The sequence below is a fragment of the Mycolicibacillus koreensis genome (assembly GCF_002104795.1).
Classification (GTDB): Bacteria; Actinomycetota; Actinomycetes; order Mycobacteriales; family Mycobacteriaceae; genus Mycobacterium; species Mycobacterium koreense.
This window is the reverse complement of sequence record NZ_NCXO01000003.1, coordinates 82,806-103,278: the sequence shown is the minus strand read 5'-3', so window position 1 is coordinate 103,278 and position 20,473 is coordinate 82,806. Positions and strand designations below refer to the sequence as shown.

The following is a 20,473-nucleotide window of genomic DNA, read 5'->3' as shown; positions in this document are numbered from 1 at the left end:
AGCGGTCTGGGCCGCACCGGATTGAATGAAACCGGTGAGGCCCTTGGTGTCCCTGGCTCGGGTTGCGGTGCTGCTGGGCGCCGCCGCCCTCGCCGGCGGGCCGGCGCTGCTCGGCTGCACGCCGGTGGCCGGTCCCACCGGCCCCGCCGCGCTGCACTACCTCGGCCAGCGGCGGGTGTGGCCGGGAGCCACCGTCGCCGGCACCGTGGTGGGGGGCCTCTCGGCGATCAGCTACGACGCCGACCGCGACCGGTTCTACGTGCTCAGCGACGACCGCTCCCAGCACGACCCGGCGCGCTTCTACACCGTGCGACTCGGCCTGTCCGGCGCCGGCATCGACGCGGTCGAGTTCACCGGCGTGCAGGCACTGCGCGACGAGGACGGCCGGCCGTTCCCCGCGCCCGCCCTCGACGCCGACCCGCCGGTGGTGCCGCCGGACCCCGAGGGCCTCGCCTTCGACCCGCGACGCCGGCAGCTGTACTGGAGTTCCGAGGGGGAGCGCCGTCCGCCGGTCCTCGCCGACCCGTGGGTCCGGGTCGCCGGGCTCGACGGGGCCTACCGCGGGGCGTTTGAGCTGCCGCCGATGCTGGCGATGAGCTCGAAGCAGCGCGGCCCACGGCGCAACGCCGCCCTGGAGGGGTTGACGCTGAGCCCCGACGGCCGGTGGCTCTACGCCGCGATGGAGCGGCCCGGCTACGACGACGGCGATCCCCCCGACCGTCACCACGGCGCCCTGACCCGCATCACCCGGCTCGCCGTCGACAGCGGCCGACCGGTCGCCCAGTTCGCCTACCCGCTGGAACCCGCCACCGCCCCGGCGAACAGCAACGGGCTGACCAACCTGGTGGCCCTGTCCGACGAGTCGTTCCTGGTCCTGGAACGGGCGGGCTCGCGCCGCCCGGTGGTGCGGATCTTCTACGCCGAGATCGCCGACGCCACCGACACCCTGGCGGCGCCGTCACTGAGCGACCCGGCGGTCGTCCCGATGCGCAAAACGCTGGCCCTGGACCTCACCGCGGTGCCCGGGCTGAGTCCCCTGGACAACGTCGAGGGCATCACCGTGGGGCCGCCGCTGCCCGACGGGCGCCGCAGCGTCGTTCTGGTCAGCGACGACAACTTCTCCCCGCTGCAAATCACCCAGTTCCTGCTGCTGGCGCTGGACCCGCCGGACCGCTAGCGCCGGGGTTCAGTCCCGCCGCGGCGGCGCGGCGTGGTCGAGCACCCGGTGCAGCACCGCCACCGCCTCCCCGAGCACCCGACGCTCCTCGGGGTCGAGGTGGGCCAGGTGCGGGTCGATCGCGGCGGCCCGGTCGGCGCGCACCCGGTGCAGCGTGCGCAACCCGGCCTCGGTGATCTGGATGCGCACCGCGCGCCCATCGTCGGGATCGGTGGTGCGGGTGACCAGCCCGGCGTCCTCCAACCGGCGCACGTGAGTGGTCATCGTCGGCTGCGAGCAGTGGTCGGCGGCGGCCAGGTCACCGATGCGGGCGTCGCCGAGCGTCTCGATCGCCGCCAACAACCGGGCCTGCGCGCCGGAGAGCGGCATCGTGACCAACTGGGTGGCCAGCCGGTTGAGCCGGAAGATCACCGCCAGCAGATCGGCGCCGAGGCTGGTGTCGATGTCGGGAGAGCCCATGACTCCATATTGCATAGCTTTTCTAAATAAATCAATGGGGGTCGCCCTGGTCGGTGGGTCGGCGGCGGCTGGCACAATCGGGCAATGCACGAAACCGGCCGGGCGGCTGGGCCAGCACGGGCCGGATCGCTGCGCCCGGGCGAACTCGCCCAGGCTGCGGTGATGGCTGCGTTGTGCGCGGCGACCGCGGTGATCGCGGTGGTCGTGCCGTTCGCCGCCGGGCTGTCGCTGCTGGGGACCGTACCGACCGGGCTGCTGGCCTACCGGTACCGGTTGCGGGCGCTTCTGGCCGCCACCGTCGCCGCCGGGCTGATCGCGTTCCTCATCGCCGGACTCGGCGGGTTGATGACGGTGATCACCACCTCCTACATCGGCGGACTGACCGGCACCATCAAACGTCGCCGTCGGGGCACCCCCACGGTGGTCGCGGTCGCGCTGGTGGCCGGGGTGCTGTTCGGGGCCGCCGCGGTGGCCGCGTTGGCGGTGCTCTCCCGGCTGCGAAATCTGGTGTTCGCCGCGATCATGGCCAACGTCGACGGGCTCGCCTCGGCGATGCGCTGGTCGGCCGAACGCGCCGATTCGCTGGCCGAGGTCTCCTGGCTGCACTGGCTCAAGCCGCTGTGGGCCCTGGGCATGGGCCTGGAACCGGCCGCCGGTGGGCTGCAGCGGTTCTTCACCGTCGCGCTGGAATACTGGCCGGTGCTGCTGCTCGTGCACGGGGTGATCAGCATCGTGGGGGTCTCGCTGGTCGGCTGGTGGGCGCTGTCGCGGGTGCTGGAGCGCCTGCGTGGCGTGCCCGACGTGCACAAACTCGACGCGCCGGCCGAGAGCGGGCCGATCGGGCCGGTGCCGGTGCGCTTCACCGACGTGCGCTACCGGTATCCGCACACCGACCGCGACGCGTTGCGTCCGGTGAGCCTGTCGATCGACCCGGGTGATCACCTCGCGGTCACCGGACCCAACGGGGCCGGCAAGACCACCCTGATGCTGATCCTGGCCGGGCGCCAACCCACCGCCGGGCAGGTGGACCGGCCCGGCGCGGTCGGCCTGGGTAAACCCGGCGGCACCGCGGTGGTGCTGCAGCACCCGGAGAGCCAGGTGCTGGGCACCCGGGTCGGCGACGACGTGGTGTGGGGGCTGCCGCCCGGCACCCACACCGACGTCGAGCGGCTGCTGGCCGAGGTGGGGCTGGCGGGGCTGGCCGAACGCGACACCGCCAGCCTCTCCGGGGGCGAGCTGCAGCGGCTGGCGGTGGCCGCCGCGCTGGCCCGCGAGCCGGCGCTGCTCATCGCCGACGAGGTCACCAGCATGGTCGACCAGCAGGGCCGCGACGGCCTGCTGGGGGTGCTCGCCGGGCTGACCGACCGTCACGACACCGCCCTGGTGCACATCACCCACTTCGACACCGAAGCCGCCTCCGCCGACCGGATCCTGGCGCTGAGCCCGTCGCGCGACAGCACCGGCGCGCCGGTCGGGGACCTGATCGACACCACGCCGTCCCCGGGTGGGCCGCCGGTGTTGGAACTGCGCGGTGTCGGCCACGAGTACGGCAGCGGCACCCCGTGGGCCAACGTCGCCCTGCGTGATGTCAACCTGACCATCCACGACGGCGACGGGGTGCTCATCCACGGCGGCAACGGCTCCGGCAAATCCACCCTGGCCTGGATCATGGCCGGGCTGACCACCCCGACCACCGGCAGCTGCCTGCTCGACGGTGAGCCGGTCGGCGACCAGGTCGGGGCGGTGGGGTTGTCGTTCCAGGCCGCCCGGCTGCAGCTGATGCGCGGACGCGTCGGCGGCGAGGTGGCCGCCGCCGCCGGGTTCCCCGCCGACGACCGCGACCGGGTGGCCGCCGCGCTGGCCACCGTGGGACTGGACGCGTCGCTGGCCGACCGCAGGATCAACCAGCTCAGCGGCGGACAGATGCGCCGGGTGGTGCTCGCCGGGCTGCTGGCCCGCTCACCGCGGGCGCTGATCCTCGACGAGCCGCTGGCCGGGCTCGACACCGACAGTCAGCGTGGCCTGCAGAACCTGCTGGCGGGGCTGCGCCGGGACACCGGGCTGACCGTCGTGGTGATCTCCCACGACGCCGCCGGCATGGAGGGGCTGTGCCCGCGCACGGTCCACCTCGTCGACGGCACCGTCCACCCGGCGCCCGCCCACCAGGGCGGTGCGGCATGAGCGCGCGGACATCGCGCCCGCCCCGCCCGGTGGTGCTGCTGCGCCCGGTGCCGGGCACCTCCGTCGTCCACGAACTGTGGGCCGGAACCAAACTGCTGGTGGTCTCGGCGATCTCGGTGCTGCTGACGTTCTACCCGGGCTGGGTGCCGATCGCGGCGGTGGCGGCGCTGGTGCTGCTCGGGGCGCGTCTGGCGCACATCCCCGCCGGGGCGCTGCCCACGATCCCGAGACTGCTGTGGATCCTGTTGCTGATCGGCGGCGGGATGGCCGCTCTGGCCGGCGGCAGCCCGCAACTGGGGCCGCTGGAACTGGGTGGGCTGCTGCACTTTCTGCGGATCACCGCGCTGTCGCTGGTGCTTCTCGGGCTCGGCGGCATGGTGTCGTGGACGACGAACGTGGCCGAAATCGCACCCGCGGTGGCCACCCTGGGCCGGCCCCTGCGTCTCCTTCGGGTCCCGATCGACGACTGGGCGGTCACCCTGGCGTTGGCGTTGCGGGCGTTCCCGATGCTCATCGACGAATTCCGGGTGCTCTACGCCGCCCGGCGACTGCGGCCCACCCAGACACCGCGAACACGCCGGGAGCGCCGTCGCCGCCGCGCCACCGAGGTGGTCGACCTGCTGGCCGCGGCGATGACGGTCACGTTGCGCCGCGCCGACGAGATGGGTGATGCGATCACCGCCCGCGGCGGCACGGGGCAGATCTCGGCGCACCCGTCGGGGCCGACGAGGGCCGACTGGGTGGCGTTGGCGGTCGTGGCGACCGTCTGCGGCGCCGCCCTCGCGCTTGAGCTCACCGTCCTGGCCACCAGCAAGATGTAGGCGCACCTCAGCGCGACCCGGCGGCATTGGCGGCCCGCTGGGCGAGCGCCAGCGTGGCCGCCACGTCGGCCCGCCCCAGGAACATCTCGTCGAGATACGGGCCGAGCGCGGCGAACCCGGCGGCGAATCCCGCCCCGCCGGGTGCGGGGATGCGGGGGCCGTCGAGGACCGCGAAGAACGGGTCGACGTCCACGCCCCGGGCCGCCCAGTGCGCGAAGTACTCCCGCTGTGCCGCGGTCACCGCCGGGATCGCGGTGCCGTCGAGCCCCAGATAGCGGTTGCCCTCCCGGCTGCCGAGCCACCCCAGCACCGCCCGCACCGCGTCCGGGTGGGCGGTGGCGGCGTTGGCGGCCGCGGCGATGCCGTTGGTGACGCTGACCCGGCCGGCCGGACCGGCCGGCAGCAGCGCCACCCCCCAGTCGAAGTCGGCCTGCTCGGCGACGGCGGCCAGGTTGTAGGTGCCGGATTGGAACAGTGCCATGCGCCCGGCCACGAACTGGTTGCGGGAGAAGTCACCGTTGGTGTTGGTCTCCGACGCCGGTGGGGCGACGTGATCGTCGTTGATCAACCCCACCAGGTAGGAGAACGCGGTGACCGCCGCCGGATTGTCGAACATGAACGTGTCGTCGCGGCGGAACTGGCCACCGGCCGAACCGATGTAGTTCAGGTAGATCGCCTGCATGTCGTTGGCGGCGTTGTACCCCCACTGGCGCACCCGGGTCGGGTCGAAGCCGACGGAGTCGGCGCTGCGACCGGCGGCGTCGACGGTCAGCCGCGCCAGCAGCGGGCGCAGCGTGTCGGTGTGATCGGGCGCCCACCGCAGGGTCGCCAGATCGGCCGGGGTGATCCCGGCGGCGGCGAGCAACGCGGTGTTGTAGAACACCGCGATCCCGCCGTCGGTGAGTTGCGGCACCCCCCACAGCACACCGTGGCGGGTGAACTGCTCGACCACCGTGGGCTCCCAGCCGGTGCGCGCACCGGGGATCGCCAGCAGTTTGCCGTTGTCGGCGTAGTCGGCGAGGTAGGCCGCCGACACCCAGAAGATGTCGTCGGCGCCGCCGCCGGCCACGTCGGTGCGAAGCGAGTCGAAATAGTTCGCGTAGGCGACGACGTTGACGTGCACCTCGATGTCGGGGTGGGCGGCGGAGAACTCCCGCAGCGATTGCCGGTAGGCCTCGGCGGCGCCGGGGTCCCACAACCGCAGGGTCACCACCGTGGTGCCGCGGTGGGCACGTGAACCCAGGTCGAGCAGCACCGCCGCGCCCACCAGCAGCGACGCCAGCGCGACCACCGCCCCCGCGGCCACCGTGGAGAACCGCGGCCGGTGCCTACCCGCGTCGGCCCCCGGGGCCCGGCCGCCGGTCATTTCAGACCCGTGACGACGATGGAGCGCACCACCTGGCGCTGGAACACCACGAACAGCGCCAGCAGCGGGGCGATCGCGACCGTGGTGGCCGCCATCACCAGCGTCCACTGGGCGTTGTACTGCGACTGCATCCCGGCGGTGGCCACCGTGAGCACCCGCCACTTGGCGCCGCTGGTGATGACCAGCGGCCACATGAAGTTGTTCCACTGCGACACCACGGTGATCAGCGTCAACGTCACCAGGATGCCGCGGCTGGCCGGCACCACCACGTGGGTGAGCACGTCCAGGGTGTTCGCCCCGTCGAGGCGCGCGGCGTTGATCAACGCAGCGGGAATCGTCCGGAAATGCTCGCGCAGCAGGAAGATCGCATACGGCGAGCCGAACACGAACGGCAACACCAACGCCCAGAACGTGTTGCGCAGCCCGGCTTGGGCCATCATCAGATACAGCGGCACCACGGTGACGGTCGCCGGCACCATCAGCGTCGCCAGATACACCCAGAACAGGGCGTCGCGGCCGGGAAAACGCAGCCGGGCGAACGCGTAGGCGGCCAACACCGAAAACACCAACTGGCCCAGCGTGATCAGCGCGGTCATCACCGCGGTCACCGCCAGTGCCCGCCCGAACCCGGCGCCGGCCAGGTCGGTGTAGTTGGTGAGCACCGGCGGGCGCGGCCAACTCAACGGTGTGCCGCTGGCGAACTGGCGTGCCGAGGTCACCGAGGTCAACAGCGCCAACCCGAACGGAACCAGCGTGACCAGCGCCCCGGCGACCAGCGCCGCGTAGACACCGATGCGTCCGGCCACCGCCCGCACACCGCCGGTAACCCTAGGTGAGGTCATAGGAGATCCGCCGTCGGAAATACAGATGCTGGACGAGGGTGACGCCGACGAGGATGACGAACAACACCACCGACATCACCGCGGCCCGCCCGATGGCCGCCGCCCCGAACGCCTCGGCGTAGATGCGGTGGGCCACCAGGTCGGTGCGTCCGGCCGGGCCCCCGCCGGTCAGCGCGTAGACGGTGTCGAAAACCTGCGCGGCGCTGACCACGCCCGTCACCAGCACGAAAAACATTGTGGGCCGCAGCATCGGCAAGGTGACCCGGACGAACCGCTGCCAACCGCTGGCCCCGTCGATGATCGCCGCGGCGTGGATGTCGGTCGGGATGGCCAGGATCCCGGCGAGGAAGAACAGCGCCACGTAGCCGACGTTGGTCCACACGATCACCGCCGAGACCACCGGCAGCGCCAGGCCCGGATCGGTGAGCCACTCCACCCGGTGGCCCGCCACGGTGGCGACCGCCCCGTCGGTGGGCGCCAAAAGCCAGCGCCACAACACCGCGATCGCCAGCGGCGCACAGATCCACGGCAGCACATAGATGGTGCGAAACACCCCGCTGCCGGGCAATTGGCGGGCCAGAAGCCCCGCCGCCCCCAGTCCGAGCACGGTCTGGGTGGGCACCACGATCGCCACGAACACCGCCGTGACCGCCAGCGAGTTCCCGAACGTGGTGTCGGTGAGCACCGCACCCCAATTGTCCAGGCCGACATATCGGATCGGGCCCAACAGATCCCAGCGGTGCAGGCTCAGCCAGATCACCACCAGAATCGGCAGCAACAGAAACACGCCGACCCCGAACAGGCTCGGCGCCAGCAGCGCGTAGGCCAGACCGGTCGAGCGGGCTCCCGGTGCCGACGTGGTGCGGGACATAGCTGTATTAAAACCGGTGGCTACGGTGAAGGGGTGACACCGCAACGCGGGATCGACGCCGAATTCCTGGCGCTGCCCCGGACCCACCTGGCCGACGCGGCCCTCGCAGCGGCCACCGCCGCCGGGGCCAGCCACGCCGACCTGCGCATTCACCGCATCACCACCGAGACGATCGCGTTGCGCGACGCCGCGCTGGAGACCGCGGTGCGCACCCGGGACCTGGGACTGGCGGTGCGGGTGATCGTCGACGGCACCTGGGGCTTCGCTTCGCACGCCGAGCTCACCGCGGAGGTGGCCGCGGCGACCGCGCGCCGTGCGGTCGAGGTGGCCCGCACGCTGGCGGCGCTCAACCGGGACCGCGTCGAGTGGGCCGACGAGCCGGTCTACCGCGACGTGCAGTGGGTCTCGCACTACGACATCGACCCCTTCGAGGTGCCCACCGCGGAGAAGATCGCCGTCCTCGACGACTACTCGGGGCGGCTGTTGACCGCCGGTGTCGACCACGTCAGCGCCGCGCTGATGGCGGTCAAGGAACAGATCTTCTACGCCGACACCGCCGGATCCTCGATCACCCAGCAGCGGGTGCGGCTGATGCCGACCTGTGAGGCCACCGTCGTCGGCGGTGCGGGCACCGACGGCTTCGACTCGATGCGCACGCTGGCACCGCCGAGCGGGCGCGGGTGGGAGGCGGTGGCCGGCGACCGGATCTGGAACTGGACCGAGGAGCTCGCGCAGCTGCCCGGGTGGCTGGCGGAGAAGATGGCAGCGCCCTCGGTCGCCGCCGGGCCCACCGACCTGGTGATCGACCCGTCGAACCTGTGGTTGACCATCCACGAATCCGTCGGCCACGCCACCGAGTACGACCGTGCCATCGGCTACGAAGCGGCCTACGCCGGCACCTCGTTCGCCACGCCGGATCAGCTCGGGCTGTTGCGCTACGGATCGCCGGCGATGACGGTCACCGCCGACCGCACCGAGGAGTTCGGGCTGGCCACCATCGGCTACGACGACGACGGTGTCGCCGCGCAGCGGTGGGATCTGGTGCGCGACGGAATCTTCGTGGGCTACCAGCTCGACCGGGTGTTCGCCCACCGCCTCGATCACACCGGTGCGGCCCGCTCCAACGGCTGCTCCTACGCCGATTCCCCGCACCATGTACCCATCCAGCGGATGGCCAACGTGTCGCTGCAGCCGGGCCCGCAGGACCTGTCGACGGCGGACCTGATCAGCCGCGTCGACGACGGCATCTACGTCGTCGGTGACCGCTCATGGTCGATCGACATGCAGCGCTACAACTTTCAATTCACCGGCCAGCGTTTCTACCGCATCCGCGACGGGCAGCTCGCCGGCCAGCTCCGCGACGTCGCCTACCAGGCCACCACCACCGAGTTCTGGAATTCGATGGAAGCCGTCGGCGGGCCGTCGACATGGGTGCTCGGCGGCGCATTCAACTGCGGCAAAGCCCAACCCGGCCAGGTGGCCGCGGTCAGCCACGGCTGCCCATCGGCGTTGTTCCGCGGTGTCAACGTGCTCAACACCCGAGCGGAGGGCGGCCGATGATCCCCGCGGAACAGGTCACCGAGACGGCACTCGCCGAGGCGCGGCGCCTCGGCCGTGCCGACGAGACCATCGTGATCGTCACCGACCGTTCGGAGGCGTCGCTGCGGTGGGCCAACAGCTCGATGACCACCAACGGCGTGTCGACGGGGCGTGAGATCACCGTGATCGCGATCGTGCGCGACGGCACCGGGGCCCGGGTGGGGTCGCTGACCACCGCCGAGGTCGCGCCCTCCGCGCTGAGCGGTCTGGTCGCCGCGGCCGCCGACGCCGCGCACGCCGCCACCCCGGCCCGCGACGCCGCACCGCTTCTCGTCGACACCGGCACACCGCCGCACTGGGATGCGCCGGTGCCGCAGACCGGTGCGGAGATCTTCGCCGAGCTGGCCGCCACCCTCGGGCGTGCATTCACCGGTGCGTTCCCCGCCACCCTCTACGGCTTCGCCCGCCACGAGCTGGCGACCACCTTCCTGGCGTCGTCGACGGGGTTGCGCCGGCGTTTCACCCAGCCGACCGGCACCGTGGAGATCAACGCCAAACGTGACGGGGCCTCAGCCTGGGCGGGACACGCGACCCCGGATTTCGTTGCGGTGCCGACGGATTCGCTGCTCGACCAGTTGTCCACGCAGCTGGGGTGGGCGCGCCGCACCGTGGAGTTGCCGGCGGGGCGCTACGAGACGTTGATGCCGCCCACCACGGTCGCCGACATGATGATCTACCTCGGATGGTCGATGAGCGGCCGCGGCGCCCAGGAGGGCCGCACCGCGCTGTCGGCGCCCGGCGGCGGCACCCGGGTGGGGGAGCGGCTCAGTGACCTGCCGTTGACGTTGTATTCCGACCCGGCCGCCCCGGGGTTGGCCAGCGCTCCGTTCGTCACCGCGGCCAGTTCCTCGCAGACCCTGTCGGTGTTCGACAACGGATTGGACATCGCCCGCACGGACTGGATCCGCGACGGCGTGATCAACGCGCTGGGCTACCCGCGGGCCTACGCCGGCGAGTACGGCGCGCCGGTGGCGGTGGCCGCCGACAACCTGCTGATGACCGGCGGCGAGGCCAGCCTGGAGCAGATGATCGCCGGCACCGAGCGGGGACTGCTGTTGACCACGCTGTGGTACATCCGCGAGGTCGATCCGGCCACGCTGCTGCTGACCGGGTTGACCCGCGACGGCGTCTACCTGGTCGAAGACGGTCAGGTGAGTGCGGCGGTCAACAACTTCCGCTTCAACGAGAGCCCGCTGGATCTGTTGCGCCGCGCCGACGAGGCCGGCGCCCCGGCGGCGACGCTGCCGCGCGAGTGGGGGGACTGGGCGACCCGAGCGGCGATGCCGCCGTTGCGTATCCCCGATTTCCACATGTCGTCGGTGAGCCGGGCGCAGTAGCCGCGGTCTCAGCGCCGGGTGGCCGCTACCCCGCGGGTGATCGCCGCGGTGCCCGCCTTCATCAGCAGACGTTTGACTGTCGCCGCACCGGCCCCCGCGGTGGAGGCGATCCGGGACCGTTCCCGCGGACGAAACCGCAGCGGGTCGCCCTCACGCAGGTGCCCGGTGCGGGTGACCGTGCCATAGACGCCGAGGCAGTGGCGGGTGTGGGCGGCGATGGTGCGGGTGATGCGGCGATCCCGGTCGAGGTCGGGTTGGGCGTGTGAGGGCATCACGCAGCGCACCGTGGGCAACAGTGGGGTGATCTCGGCGGCCGGCGCGAACAGGGTGCCCCCGCACCAGTCGGTCTCCGGATACTCGGCGCCCTGCGGCGCGTCGACGAGAATCGTGGGCCGGAAACGCCGGACATCGAAGTCCGAGTCCGGTGCCAGACCGGTCATGGTCCGCAGCGTCTGTTCGGTGATCACGTGCACCGGGTAGGCGTCGACGTAGCTGCCGACCGGGGTGATGTAGCGGCTCAGTTCGGCGAGCTTTTTGACCGGGAACATCGACAGGTCCGGAAGCGGCTCGTCGTCGTCGAGACCGAAGTAGGCGTGCAGGTCGGCGGCACCGGCCATCGTCCCGCGGTACTGGCCTTTGTCCTCGACCGGGGGCAGAGCCCGCAGTTCGACGTCGCGGTCGAGGTAGGAGGACAGCGCCGCGTGGATCCCCGGATCGGAGCTGGAGAACTCCCGGCCGTCGGGCAGCCCGACGATCACCTCGGGGGCGTGGCCCGGCCCGGCCTCCGGTGGTGGCGGCTTCACATACCGCGCGGTGCACAGCAGCAGGCCGGCCAGCCGCTTGGCGCTGGTGGTGGCGTTGTTCTCCAGGTCGCGCACCGCCCAGGTGCGGTCGGCGTGCAAGCCCAGCGTTCCGACCTCGGCGGCGGTGATGCGCTGTCCGGCCATGGACTTCACCGGATACCGCCAGATACCGGTGATGCGCCCGATCGCGACCATCGCCGCGGAGCCTACCGCAGCCGCGCGGCGATCAGAAGTCGTCGACGTGGCCGAGGATCACCTGCGGGCGCGCGGGGGTCAGATAGCTGACCGCCCAGGACACCGTGGCACCCAACCGCTGCCACACCCCCGACAGCAACGCCGCGTGCACCCCGAGCCACGACACGAACGCCAGCGGTCCCTGCACCTGTAGCCGCCGCGGCCCGATCTCGGCGACCGCGGCGCCGCGGCCGATCATCGCCATGATCCCCTTGTCCAGATACCGGAACGGGGTGCGCGGGCGGCCGGCGAGGTCGGCGAGAATGTTGCGCGCGGCCCATTTCCCCGATTGCAGGGCCACCGAACCCAACTGCGGCAGCGGGCGTCCCTTGCGGTCGGTGATGTTGGCGCAGTCGCCGAGCACATAGACGCCCTCGAAACCGGGGACGGTGAGATCGGGGTCGACGTCGACGCGACCGCCCTTGCCCTGCGGCAACCCGGAGTCGGCGATCAGCTGCGGGGCTTTGAGCCCGCCGGCCCACACCACCACATTGCCGGGCACGTCGGTGCCGTCGCCCAAGGTCACCCCGTCGGGGCGCACCTGGGTGACTTGGACACCCAGGTGCAATTCGACACCCATTTCGTGGAGTTGCCGGTGTGCGTAGGACTGCGACTTCTCCGAAAACGGGCGCAGCACACTGGTGCCCATGTCGAGTAGGCGCACGCCGATATTGCGGGCGAAGTCCGCGGAGTAGGCCGCCGCGATCGCGGTGTGGACGTTCTCGGCGACCGCACCGGCCAGTTCGACACCGGTGGGACCGCCGCCGATCACGATGAGATCCAGGCTGCGTTTCATTCCGGTCGGGGAGTCCGCGTCGTCGAGGTCGGCGACCATACGAGCGCCCAGGCGGACCGCGTCGCGCAGACTGTAGAGCGGGTAGCTGTGGTCGCGGGCACCCTCGATGCCGAAGAAGTTGGCCTCCGACCCCATCGCCAGAACCAAGACCGCGGCCCGACAGACGGTGCCGTCGGCGAGGGTGACCGTCTTGGCCACGGGGTCGATGGCGGTGACCGTGTCGATGACGACGCGCACGTGACGGTGCCGGCGGAAGATGGCGCGCAGTGGACGCGCCACCTCCGAGGTCCCGATCTGGGCGGTGGCCACCTGGTAGAGCAGCGGCTGGAACTGGTGATAGTTGTTCTTGTCGATCAACAACACCCGCACTCCCTTGCGGGCCAGCCGCTGGGCGGTCGCCACGCCCGCGAAACCACCGCCGACCACGATGACGTCCTGGGTGATGGGGGCAGCATCGATTCGGCTCATAGCCTCGAGGTTAGCCTGAGCGCCTGCGCCCGGTGGCGATCCCCGACGACGCCCCGCAACCTTCGGGGGCGGCCCGGCCCGGCGTGCTCAGCCGGCGGCGGCGCTGCCCGTTCGAGCCACCAACGTGGCGAACTCCTCGTCGATGACGGCGGTGAGCGCGGCCGCATCGGCCACGTGCCGACGGTCGGCGGTCATCGACAGGCACAGGTTGTTCATCCAGGTGATGGCCAGCACGCTGGGACCCATCCCGTGGTAGAGCGGCCCGGCCGGATAGAAGCGGGGCGCCGGCAGATTGAGGAAGGTCGGATCGTCGGCGACGAAACCACTGGCGTTGGAGACGATCACGTTGCACGGCCAGGAGATCCGTTCGGCCAGACCGAACCGCTCGATGAGCCGGAAGAGCGCCGTCACCAGCCGTCCCGGGGCGTATTCGTTCCATTGGCGGAACAGGTTGACTCCCCGGCGCTCTTTGACCTCCTTGACCGCTCGGGCATGGTCGGCGATGGCCTGCAGGCGCTCGACCGGATCGGCGATGTCGTCGTTGAGGTTCACCCGCAGCACGGTGGTGGTTCCGACTCCCTCGGTGATGTAGTCGGAGGAGTCCGCGTCGCGCATCGCGTAGGGCACCGCGGCCACCAGCGGTGCCGAGACGGTCGCGCCGCGCTCCTGCAGGGCGCGACGCAGAGCAGCGGCCACGCAGGACAACAGGATGTGATTGATCGTGACGTCGAAGTGCTCGCCGACTCGGCGGAGGTCATCGAGCGGCAGGGTCGCCAGTGCGGTGGTCGATGTCCCCGACAGGGTGCAATTGAACACCGTGCGTGGAGCTTTGACCTGCAAGTGTTTGGTGTCGCGTTCGGCGCGCAGGGTGCGCCTCGACAGGGCGATGAGTGCGGGCAAGCGCCGAAGTCGCTGCGCCTTGCGCCTGGCCGCATCGGCGAGGATCGCCGAGGGCCGGTCGGGGAATGTGCTCTCCTGCGGGGGGAAGCGGGCCGGCAGGGAGCTCAGATCGCCGGGCATCAACATATAGCCGGTGGTCTCCATCGCCGATTCGCCGTCCACCAGCATGTGGTGCACGACGGTGATGACGTATCCGTACTCGTCGTCGTACCTGTCGCCGTTCCCGGGCGCGGTCGCACCGTCGTCGATCACATAGGTGTGCCACAGCGGTTTGGTCGGATCCAGGTGGGTGGCACGGACGCGGGCGAGGACCCGTTCGACACCGGCGAGTCCACCCGGTGACGGCATCGGCACCGTCGTCACATGTTCAGCGACGTCGACCTCGGCGACCGAGGCCAGCATGGGGCGGTCCGGGTTGAACCACGGGCTGTACAGCACCTTGCGGTACGCCGGTACCAGATGGATGCGGCTGGCCAATGTGGTGACCACGTGGTCGTAGAGGCTGGTGGTCAGCGCCGTACGGTCGACCACCGCGACCGCCACCCCGTTGCCGACCTGCAACCGGGTCTCTTGATACAGCTGCCAGGCATCCATGCCGCTGAGCCGTTCCACGCGTCGGGCCACGGCGCTCACCGTTGCCCGTCGCGGGACTTGGGTGGGTAGAACTGGCGGACCCAACGTCGGTACTTCCCGATCGGGCCGTCGGCGGGAATCAGTTTCGGGTGCTCGTAATAGATCTTGTCGTCCCAGATCAACTGGTCGCGGGTGACCTCGTAGGTGACGATCTGCAGGTACAGCCACCCGGTCAGCCGTTCGATCGGGCTCATGAGCGCACGCAGCACCCGGTTGCGGAATCGGCGCCGGGCGGCGACCCCGATGTAGATGTCACTTTTGCGCGGTGCGACTGGTGTGGCCAGGACCATCTGGCGCACCATCCAGAGCCGGGCGATGGTGAGCTCGACCAGGGAGAAACCCAACCCGATGAGCACCGATGTGAAGTGGAACGGCACACCACCGATGATCGGAACGGGTTTGGTGCCACCGTATTCGGTGTACAGGCGTGCGCCGTCGATCTCCATCGGTTTGGGGATGACGAAGTTGGTGAACTTGTGGATGGTGGCGAAATGCTGGTGATCCAGCCCGTTTTCGTTCACTTCCTGCGGGTGGGTGTTGAAGTGCAGTCGTCGCGTGGCGATCGGGTGCCAGTCGGGATCGGACTCGGGCAGGTCGAGGTCGAAGGCGGGCGACTGCCCGGCGGGGCCGTGGTACACCATGATCATCCCCAAGTGGACGCGGACCGGCAGTGTCGTCAGCGAGGCGCCGCGCGGAGGTTCCCCGCAGGGGGTGCTGACGCACTGCCCGGAGGCGGCGAACTTGAATTCGTGAAACGGGCACACGACGGTCTCTTTTTCCACGCGGCCGCGTCGACCGATGTGGGCGCCCAGGTGCGGGCAATACGGTTCGACGGCGGCGAGCACGCCAGACTCGGTCTGGAAGATGACGATCTCGTCGTCGAGGAAGCGGCGGGTGAGGATCCGGCCGGGCTTCAATTCCTTGGCGAATCCGACCGCATACCAGCTGTAGGGATACGGCGGATACGGGTCACCGCGATTGATGACATTGTGACTACTGACGTTATCATCGTTGGCAACGACGGTCATGGGAGCCCTTTCGCTGGGTCGGCACGGCGGCGGTCAAAACACCACTCCGGATGCGGGACGCCCGGATGTGGCGACGATCACCCCGACATAGAACACGTTCTAATTTGTTGTGGCAAGTTCGCCGGTGATCCCGGTCTTCTCCGGTCCAAATCCGCGCCGGCCGGGGCCGTTGACCGGCCCGTGCCGGGCGGCCGCTAAATTCGGGGCGGCCGTAACAGGTGTCTGCGAGGGGAGCGACATGACCGCACGCGTCGAACAACGGGAGTTCCAGGCCGAGGCCCGTCAGCTGCTGGATCTGATGATCCACTCGGTGTACTCCAACAAGGACTCGTTTTTGCGGGAGCTGATCTCCAACGCTTCCGACGCGCTGGACAAGCTGCGGTTGGCGGCGTTCCGGGACAAGGATCTGCAGGTCGACACCTCCGATCTGCACATCGCGTTGGAGGTCGACGCCGATGCCCGCACGCTGACCGTGCGCGACAACGGCATCGGCATGACCCGTGACGAGGTGGTGGATCTGATCGGAACACTGGCCAAATCCGGCACCGCCGAGCTCCGCACCCAACTGCGCGAGGCCCAGACCGAGGCCGCCTCCGAGGAGCTGATCGGACAGTTCGGTATCGGCTTCTACTCGGCGTTCATGGTCGCCGACAAGGTCACGCTGGTGACCCGCAAGGCCGGTGACGAGGAGGGCACCCGGTGGGAGTCGACCGGCGAGGGCTCCTACACCATCGAGACTCTGCCCGCGGACGACGCGACACCCCAGGGCACCGCTGTCACCCTGCATCTCAAACCGGTGGACGCCGAGGACGGGCTGCACGACTACACCGCCGAGTTCACCCTGCGCAACCTGGTGAAAAAGTACTCCGATTTCATCGCGTGGCCGATCCGGATGGCCGTCGAGCACCGCATTCCCCCTACCGAGGAGGGCGGCGAGGAGACGGTGACCACCGAGGTCGAGACCATCAACTCGATGCAGGCACTGTGGGCACGGCCCAAAGACGAGGTCTCCGCCGAGGAGTACACCGAGTTTTACAAACACATCGCTCATGCCTGGGATGAGCCCCTCGACGTCATCGCTATGCGCGGTGAGGGCACCTTCGAATATCAAGCGCTGCTGTTCATCCCGTCGGTTGCGCCGTTCGATCTGTTCAACGCCGATGCGCGGTTGGGGGTGCAACTGTATGTCAAACGGGTCTTCATCATGGCTGACTGCGAAGACCTCATGCCTACCTACCTGCGATTCGTCAAAGGCGTCGTCGACGCACAGGACATGTCGCTCAACGTCTCCCGCGAGATCCTGCAGCAGGACCGCCAGATCGCCGCGATTCGCCGGCGGCTGACCAAGAAGGTGCTTGCCGCGATCAAGGACCTGCAGACCGGCCGCCCCGACGATTACCGCACCTTCTGGAACCAGTTCGGCCGGGTGCTCAAGGAGGGGCTGCTCGCCGACGTCGAGAACCAGGACCTGCTGTTGAGGGTGTCCTCGTTCGCCTCGACGCACAGCGACGAGGAGTCCACGACCCTCGCCGACTACGTCGAGCGGATGAAAGACGGCCAGGAGCAGATCTTCTACGCGACCGGCGAGACCCGCGAGCAACTGCTCAAATCGCCGCACCTGGAGGCGTTCAAGGCCAAGGGCTACGAGGTGCTGTTGCTCACCGACCCGGTCGACGAGGTCTGGGTGGGCATGGTCACCGAGTTCGACGGCAAGCCGCTGCAGTCGGTCGCCAAGGGGGAGGTGGACTTAGACACCGAGGAGGAGAAGACCGCCCACGAGGCGGAGCGCAAGGAGCAGGAGAAGGAATTCGCCGAGCTGCTGAGCTGGCTGCACGACACGCTCGGCGAGCACGTCAAGGAGGTGCGGCTGTCCCACCGGCTCACCGACTCTCCGGCGTGTCTGATCACCGACGCCTTCGAGATCACCCCGGCGTTGGCTCGCATCTACCGGGCGTCGGGCCAGGAGGTGCCGGCGGGCAAGCGGATCCTGGAGCTCAACCCGGGCCATCCGTTGGTGACCGGTCTGCGCACTGCCCACGCCGAGCGCGCCGACGATCCGGCGGTCGCCGAGACCGCCGAGTTGCTGTACGGCACCGCGCTGTTGGCCGAGGGCGGGGCGCTGGAGGACCCGGCCCGTTTCGCCGAACTGCTCGCCGACCGGTTGGCCCGCACGCTGTAGCGCGGACTCAGCCGGTCGGGGCGGGTGCCGGGCGCGATCGCAGTGCCTTGATCCACCCGTAGACGCTGATGCTCAGCCAGAACGCCTCCATGATCGCCGAGGCGAGGTTCCAGTGGAACCACAGCGAGAAGATGATCATCAACGAGCCGACAGCGTTGAGCAGTGAGAACAGCGGGATATCCGGGCTGACCCGGTCGGTTTGAAGCAGGAAGTACATCACGGTGACGACGACGACGCCGACGACGCCGACGAGGTCGGACATGAATCCGATATTCACGGTTGACAGCCCCCCAGATGGTATTTGCCGAGTTTCTTCTTTACTTGTTCGAACTGAGTCATTGCGTCCCAAAAGGTTTCGAGAAAGTGCGACATTATCAGTAGCGGATGGGTGGCGGTGCCGGCGTAGGTGACCGAAGCGTCGTGGAACCAATGCTCGTAGAAGCCGCGGTCGGTGACCGCGGCGGTCGCCATCCGAAACGAGTCGTAGACGCTGGGGTCGGCCGATTTGCGGTAATTCTCCCTCTCGAAACGGTTGGCGGTGCGACTGGCGTCGAGAGCCCGCCGGGGGGCCGATTCGTTGACGTTGTCGACGAGTGCCGACAGGTACGGGGGGTCACCGCCGCACCACAGCGAGAACGGTTCCAAAGCCTCGTGGAGGAAGTCCAGGCGTGGATCGAACGGGTGATAGTTCACGTGCAGCGGCCAGAGATAGATGCTGACCAGATAATTCGCGACCCGCCGACAGTATGCTCGGTCACTGTCCTCCGCGAGGGTTTCGAGGAATTGAGCGACGGTGGCGAAGTAGCGGGTTGCCGCCGCGGACACAGACCGATCGATACACGGATTCTCGGTCCGCGCGGTGATCAGTCGATGCGTTCGATGAGCCCAGTATTCGTAGTTGAAGCTGTCCGCCATGGCCGTTCCCCAGTTCACGATGCGGTCGGACACGTTCGCGAGGGACATCGGGGAACGGCGGCCGATGGCGAATGACGGATCCGTGTACAGGGCGATGTGATGGATGTAGTCGTGAATTGACCGCTCCCACACCGCGTTGTACAAGTCGGCGATATCCACGAACCCGGTGGAGCGCAAAAGCGACAGTATCTCCGGGTCGAGTGTGGTCACGCTGAAGGCAACTCCGCATCCGGAGTGGTCCAACTCGCGCCGGCGTTCGACCCTGATGAACCCCCAACTGTTGGTGAAGCCGTCGAACACATACGTCCGGGGGAATGAGAATGTCAGGTCTCTGGCGGCGGGGAGGCGCTGTATCACCTCCGATGCGACCGTCCTGTCGGTCAGGTGGGCCTTGGCAGCGTTGGCCCGATCGAACAGGGCTTCGGAGACGACGTGGTTGCGGGAACAGTAGAGCACGCCGCTGAGGTCGGGGGCGAGTTCGAACGCCTCGGTAAGACGCGCGGCGTCGGCGGAGTAGGGGGCCAGCAGCGTTGCCCATGCATCCAGATAGGGGTTGGCATGGTGGAGTTCTTCGGTGATCAAGGACTGAAACGGCCGCGTCTTCACTTCCTGGAGGAATTCGGAGAACTCCGAACCCTCGTGAAACTCATGGGCGAAGACGTCATGGACGACGCGTCCCACCATCAGATCGACTTCAGATCGGAAAGCCTGGGGATGGCCGCGAAGTACTCTTTGCGCACGTCGCTCTGCTGGAATGCCCCCTTGAGTTCCGTGGTCCGGGTGACGGCATTCACATCCTCGATGCCACGCATTTTGACGCACAGATGCTCGGCGTCGACGGTGACCGCGACGTCGTCTGTTTCGACCAGCTCGGCGAGGGTCTCGGCGATCTGGATCGTCAACCGTTCTTGAACTTGGGGTCGGCGCGCGAGGTGGCGGGCGATCCGGTTGAGTTTTGACAGTCCGATCAGCCGACCTGCCGGGATGTATGCGATATGGCACCGGCCGATGATGGGCACGAAATGGTGTTCGCAGGTGCTGATTATCGAGATGTTGGCCTCGCAGAGTGGCTCGGAGTACCCGAACTTGTTGTCCTGAGTGGTGATTTCGGGGAAGCGTCGACGATCGAGGCCGTCGAACACCTCGTTGACCAGCATTTTGGCGAAACGATGTGGTGTTCGGGTCAGGGAATCGTCGTGAATGTCCAGGCCCAACGCGACCATGATGTCTCGGAAGCTGTTCTCGATCGCGGTGATCTGGGCGTCGGGGGTCAAGGCGGTGCCGATGTAGGGGTATGTCCGCGACGCCGGTTTCGTCGGCCGACTCGGAACGAGTGCGGTGACCTGATGATGTCCGTTGTTGATCATGGGTGCTCCGTCAGTCGATCTGGTTGGATTGAGCCTCGGCGAAACAGTTCTCCGTCTCGCGTACCTCGACTTTGGTGATGGTCACGTCGGTGTGGTCGAGAACGCTGGGGCAGACTGTGCCGAGCAGGTAGCTGGCGATCTCCTCTGCCGTCGGGTTGAAGGGGCAGATGAACGGCTCCTTCGCCCCGGGCATGGTTTTGAGCGCGGTGATCGTGTCCGTGTCGTCGCTGGACACCAGAAACGTGTGATCCCAGTTCTCGTCGATCCAGGTGCCGACCGCGGACTTCAGCACCGAGAAGTCGATGACCCGGCCGACGGAATCGAGATGCGGCGCCTCGGCGGTGACGTAGACGAGGTAGTTGTGACCGTGCGCGGTCGCGCACTTGCTTTCGTGCCCCATGACCCGATGACCTGCGGAGAAGTGCAGGCGTCGTGTGCAGGTCCGTCTGTCGGTAGTACTCATGTATGCCCCTACTGTGTCGAGTAAACCGTAACGC

At 68.9% G+C, this 20,473-nt stretch carries 18 protein-coding genes; 6 read left to right on the top strand and 12 right to left on the bottom strand.

What is annotated here, in order from left to right:
- Nucleotides 1-34 precede the first annotated feature (34 nt).
- Nucleotides 35-1,177 (top strand): esterase-like activity of phytase family protein, encoded by a 1,143-nt coding sequence (locus tag B8W67_RS02425; RefSeq protein WP_234806638.1) that lies wholly within the window; start codon nt 35-37, stop codon nt 1,175-1,177.
- 9 nt (nt 1,178-1,186) lie between these two features.
- Here B8W67_RS02425 and B8W67_RS02420 read toward each other — a convergent pair whose 3' ends face one another.
- Nucleotides 1,187-1,636, bottom strand: a complete 450-nt coding sequence (locus B8W67_RS02420; protein WP_372507480.1) for a MarR family winged helix-turn-helix transcriptional regulator — start codon at nt 1,634-1,636, stop codon at nt 1,187-1,189.
- A gap of 84 nt (nt 1,637-1,720) precedes the next feature.
- On the opposite strand from B8W67_RS02420, the gene B8W67_RS02415 reads away from it, so the two are divergent.
- Both B8W67_RS02415 and B8W67_RS02410 read left to right on the top strand, forming a co-directional pair.
- Nucleotides 1,721-3,817, top strand: a complete 2,097-nt coding sequence (locus B8W67_RS02415; RefSeq protein ID WP_085302135.1) for an ABC transporter ATP-binding protein — start codon at nt 1,721-1,723, stop codon at nt 3,815-3,817.
- On the top strand, nt 3,814-4,638 hold the full coding sequence (locus B8W67_RS02410; protein ID WP_069391533.1) for a CbiQ family ECF transporter T component: 825 nt from the start codon (nt 3,814-3,816) through the stop codon (nt 4,636-4,638). The genes B8W67_RS02415 and B8W67_RS02410 overlap by 4 nt, the downstream gene beginning before the upstream one ends.
- A gap of 7 nt (nt 4,639-4,645) precedes the next feature.
- Here the strand turns inward: B8W67_RS02410 and B8W67_RS02405 are convergent, their stop codons facing one another.
- Genes B8W67_RS02405 through B8W67_RS02395 form a run of 3 tightly spaced genes read right to left on the bottom strand, consistent with a single transcriptional unit; the run spans nt 4,646 to nt 7,717 of the window.
- Nucleotides 4,646-6,004, bottom strand: a complete 1,359-nt coding sequence (locus tag B8W67_RS02405) for an extracellular solute-binding protein (RefSeq protein ID WP_085302133.1) — start codon at nt 6,002-6,004, stop codon at nt 4,646-4,648.
- On the bottom strand, nt 6,001-6,846 hold the full coding sequence (locus tag B8W67_RS02400) for a carbohydrate ABC transporter permease (RefSeq protein WP_085302131.1): 846 nt from the start codon (nt 6,844-6,846) through the stop codon (nt 6,001-6,003). Before B8W67_RS02400 ends, B8W67_RS02405 begins: the two co-directional genes overlap by 4 nt.
- Complete coding sequence (locus tag B8W67_RS02395) at nt 6,833-7,717, bottom strand: carbohydrate ABC transporter permease (RefSeq protein ID WP_085302129.1); 885 nt, start codon at nt 7,715-7,717, stop codon at nt 6,833-6,835. The genes B8W67_RS02400 and B8W67_RS02395 overlap by 14 nt, the downstream gene beginning before the upstream one ends.
- Before the next feature lie 33 nt (nt 7,718-7,750).
- Here B8W67_RS02395 and B8W67_RS02390 point away from each other — a divergent pair, with 33 nt between their 5' ends.
- Entirely contained in the window at nt 7,751-9,277 is a 1,527-nt protein-coding gene (locus tag B8W67_RS02390; RefSeq protein WP_085302127.1) for a TldD/PmbA family protein, read from the top strand.
- Entirely contained in the window at nt 9,274-10,653 is a 1,380-nt protein-coding gene (locus tag B8W67_RS02385; RefSeq protein WP_085302125.1) for a metallopeptidase TldD-related protein, read from the top strand. The genes B8W67_RS02390 and B8W67_RS02385 overlap by 4 nt, the downstream gene beginning before the upstream one ends.
- Nucleotides 10,654-10,661: 8 nt before the next feature.
- On the opposite strand, the gene B8W67_RS02380 is transcribed toward B8W67_RS02385, so the two are convergent.
- From B8W67_RS02380 to B8W67_RS02365, 4 genes are all read right to left on the bottom strand, one after another.
- Nucleotides 10,662-11,651: an MOSC domain-containing protein gene (locus tag B8W67_RS02380; protein ID WP_085302123.1), complete on the bottom strand. Its 990-nt coding sequence runs from the start codon at nt 11,649-11,651 to the stop codon at nt 10,662-10,664.
- Nucleotides 11,652-11,682: 31 nt separating this feature from the next.
- Complete coding sequence (locus B8W67_RS02375) at nt 11,683-12,954, bottom strand: NAD(P)/FAD-dependent oxidoreductase (RefSeq protein ID WP_085302121.1); 1,272 nt, start codon at nt 12,952-12,954, stop codon at nt 11,683-11,685.
- A gap of 87 nt (nt 12,955-13,041) precedes the next feature.
- Nucleotides 13,042-14,478 (bottom strand): wax ester/triacylglycerol synthase domain-containing protein, encoded by a 1,437-nt coding sequence (locus B8W67_RS02370; protein ID WP_133056030.1) that lies wholly within the window; start codon nt 14,476-14,478, stop codon nt 13,042-13,044.
- 5 nt (nt 14,479-14,483) lie between these two features.
- The gene (locus B8W67_RS02365; RefSeq protein ID WP_085302107.1) at nt 14,484-15,515 is read right to left on the bottom strand and encodes a Rieske 2Fe-2S domain-containing protein; all 1,032 of its coding nucleotides are present in this window, start codon (nt 15,513-15,515) and stop codon (nt 14,484-14,486) included.
- A gap of 238 nt (nt 15,516-15,753) precedes the next feature.
- Here B8W67_RS02365 and htpG point away from each other — a divergent pair, with 238 nt between their 5' ends.
- Nucleotides 15,754-17,694 carry a molecular chaperone HtpG gene (htpG, locus tag B8W67_RS02360; protein WP_085302105.1) on the top strand — a complete coding sequence of 647 codons (1,941 nt, stop codon included), beginning with the start codon at nt 15,754-15,756 and terminating at the stop codon, nt 17,692-17,694.
- A gap of 7 nt (nt 17,695-17,701) precedes the next feature.
- Here htpG and B8W67_RS02355 read toward each other — a convergent pair whose 3' ends face one another.
- From B8W67_RS02355 to B8W67_RS02340, 4 genes are read right to left on the bottom strand one after another with little or no spacing between them, the layout of a single operon-like run.
- Nucleotides 17,702-17,956, bottom strand: a complete 255-nt coding sequence (locus B8W67_RS02355; protein WP_133056029.1) for a CBU_0592 family membrane protein — start codon at nt 17,954-17,956, stop codon at nt 17,702-17,704.
- A gap of 11 nt (nt 17,957-17,967) precedes the next feature.
- A complete protein-coding gene (locus tag B8W67_RS02350) occupies nt 17,968-19,293 on the bottom strand; it encodes a hypothetical protein (RefSeq protein ID WP_085302093.1) in 1,326 nt (441 codons plus the stop codon).
- Nucleotides 19,293-19,976 (bottom strand): GTP cyclohydrolase I FolE, encoded by a 684-nt coding sequence (gene folE, locus B8W67_RS02345; protein WP_069391520.1) that lies wholly within the window; start codon nt 19,974-19,976, stop codon nt 19,293-19,295. Before folE ends, B8W67_RS02350 begins: the two co-directional genes overlap by 1 nt.
- A 10-nt stretch (nt 19,977-19,986) precedes the next feature.
- The gene (locus tag B8W67_RS02340; RefSeq protein ID WP_069391519.1) at nt 19,987-20,439 is read right to left on the bottom strand and encodes a 6-pyruvoyl trahydropterin synthase family protein; all 453 of its coding nucleotides are present in this window, start codon (nt 20,437-20,439) and stop codon (nt 19,987-19,989) included.
- Between the last annotated feature and the right edge of the window lie 34 nt (nt 20,440-20,473).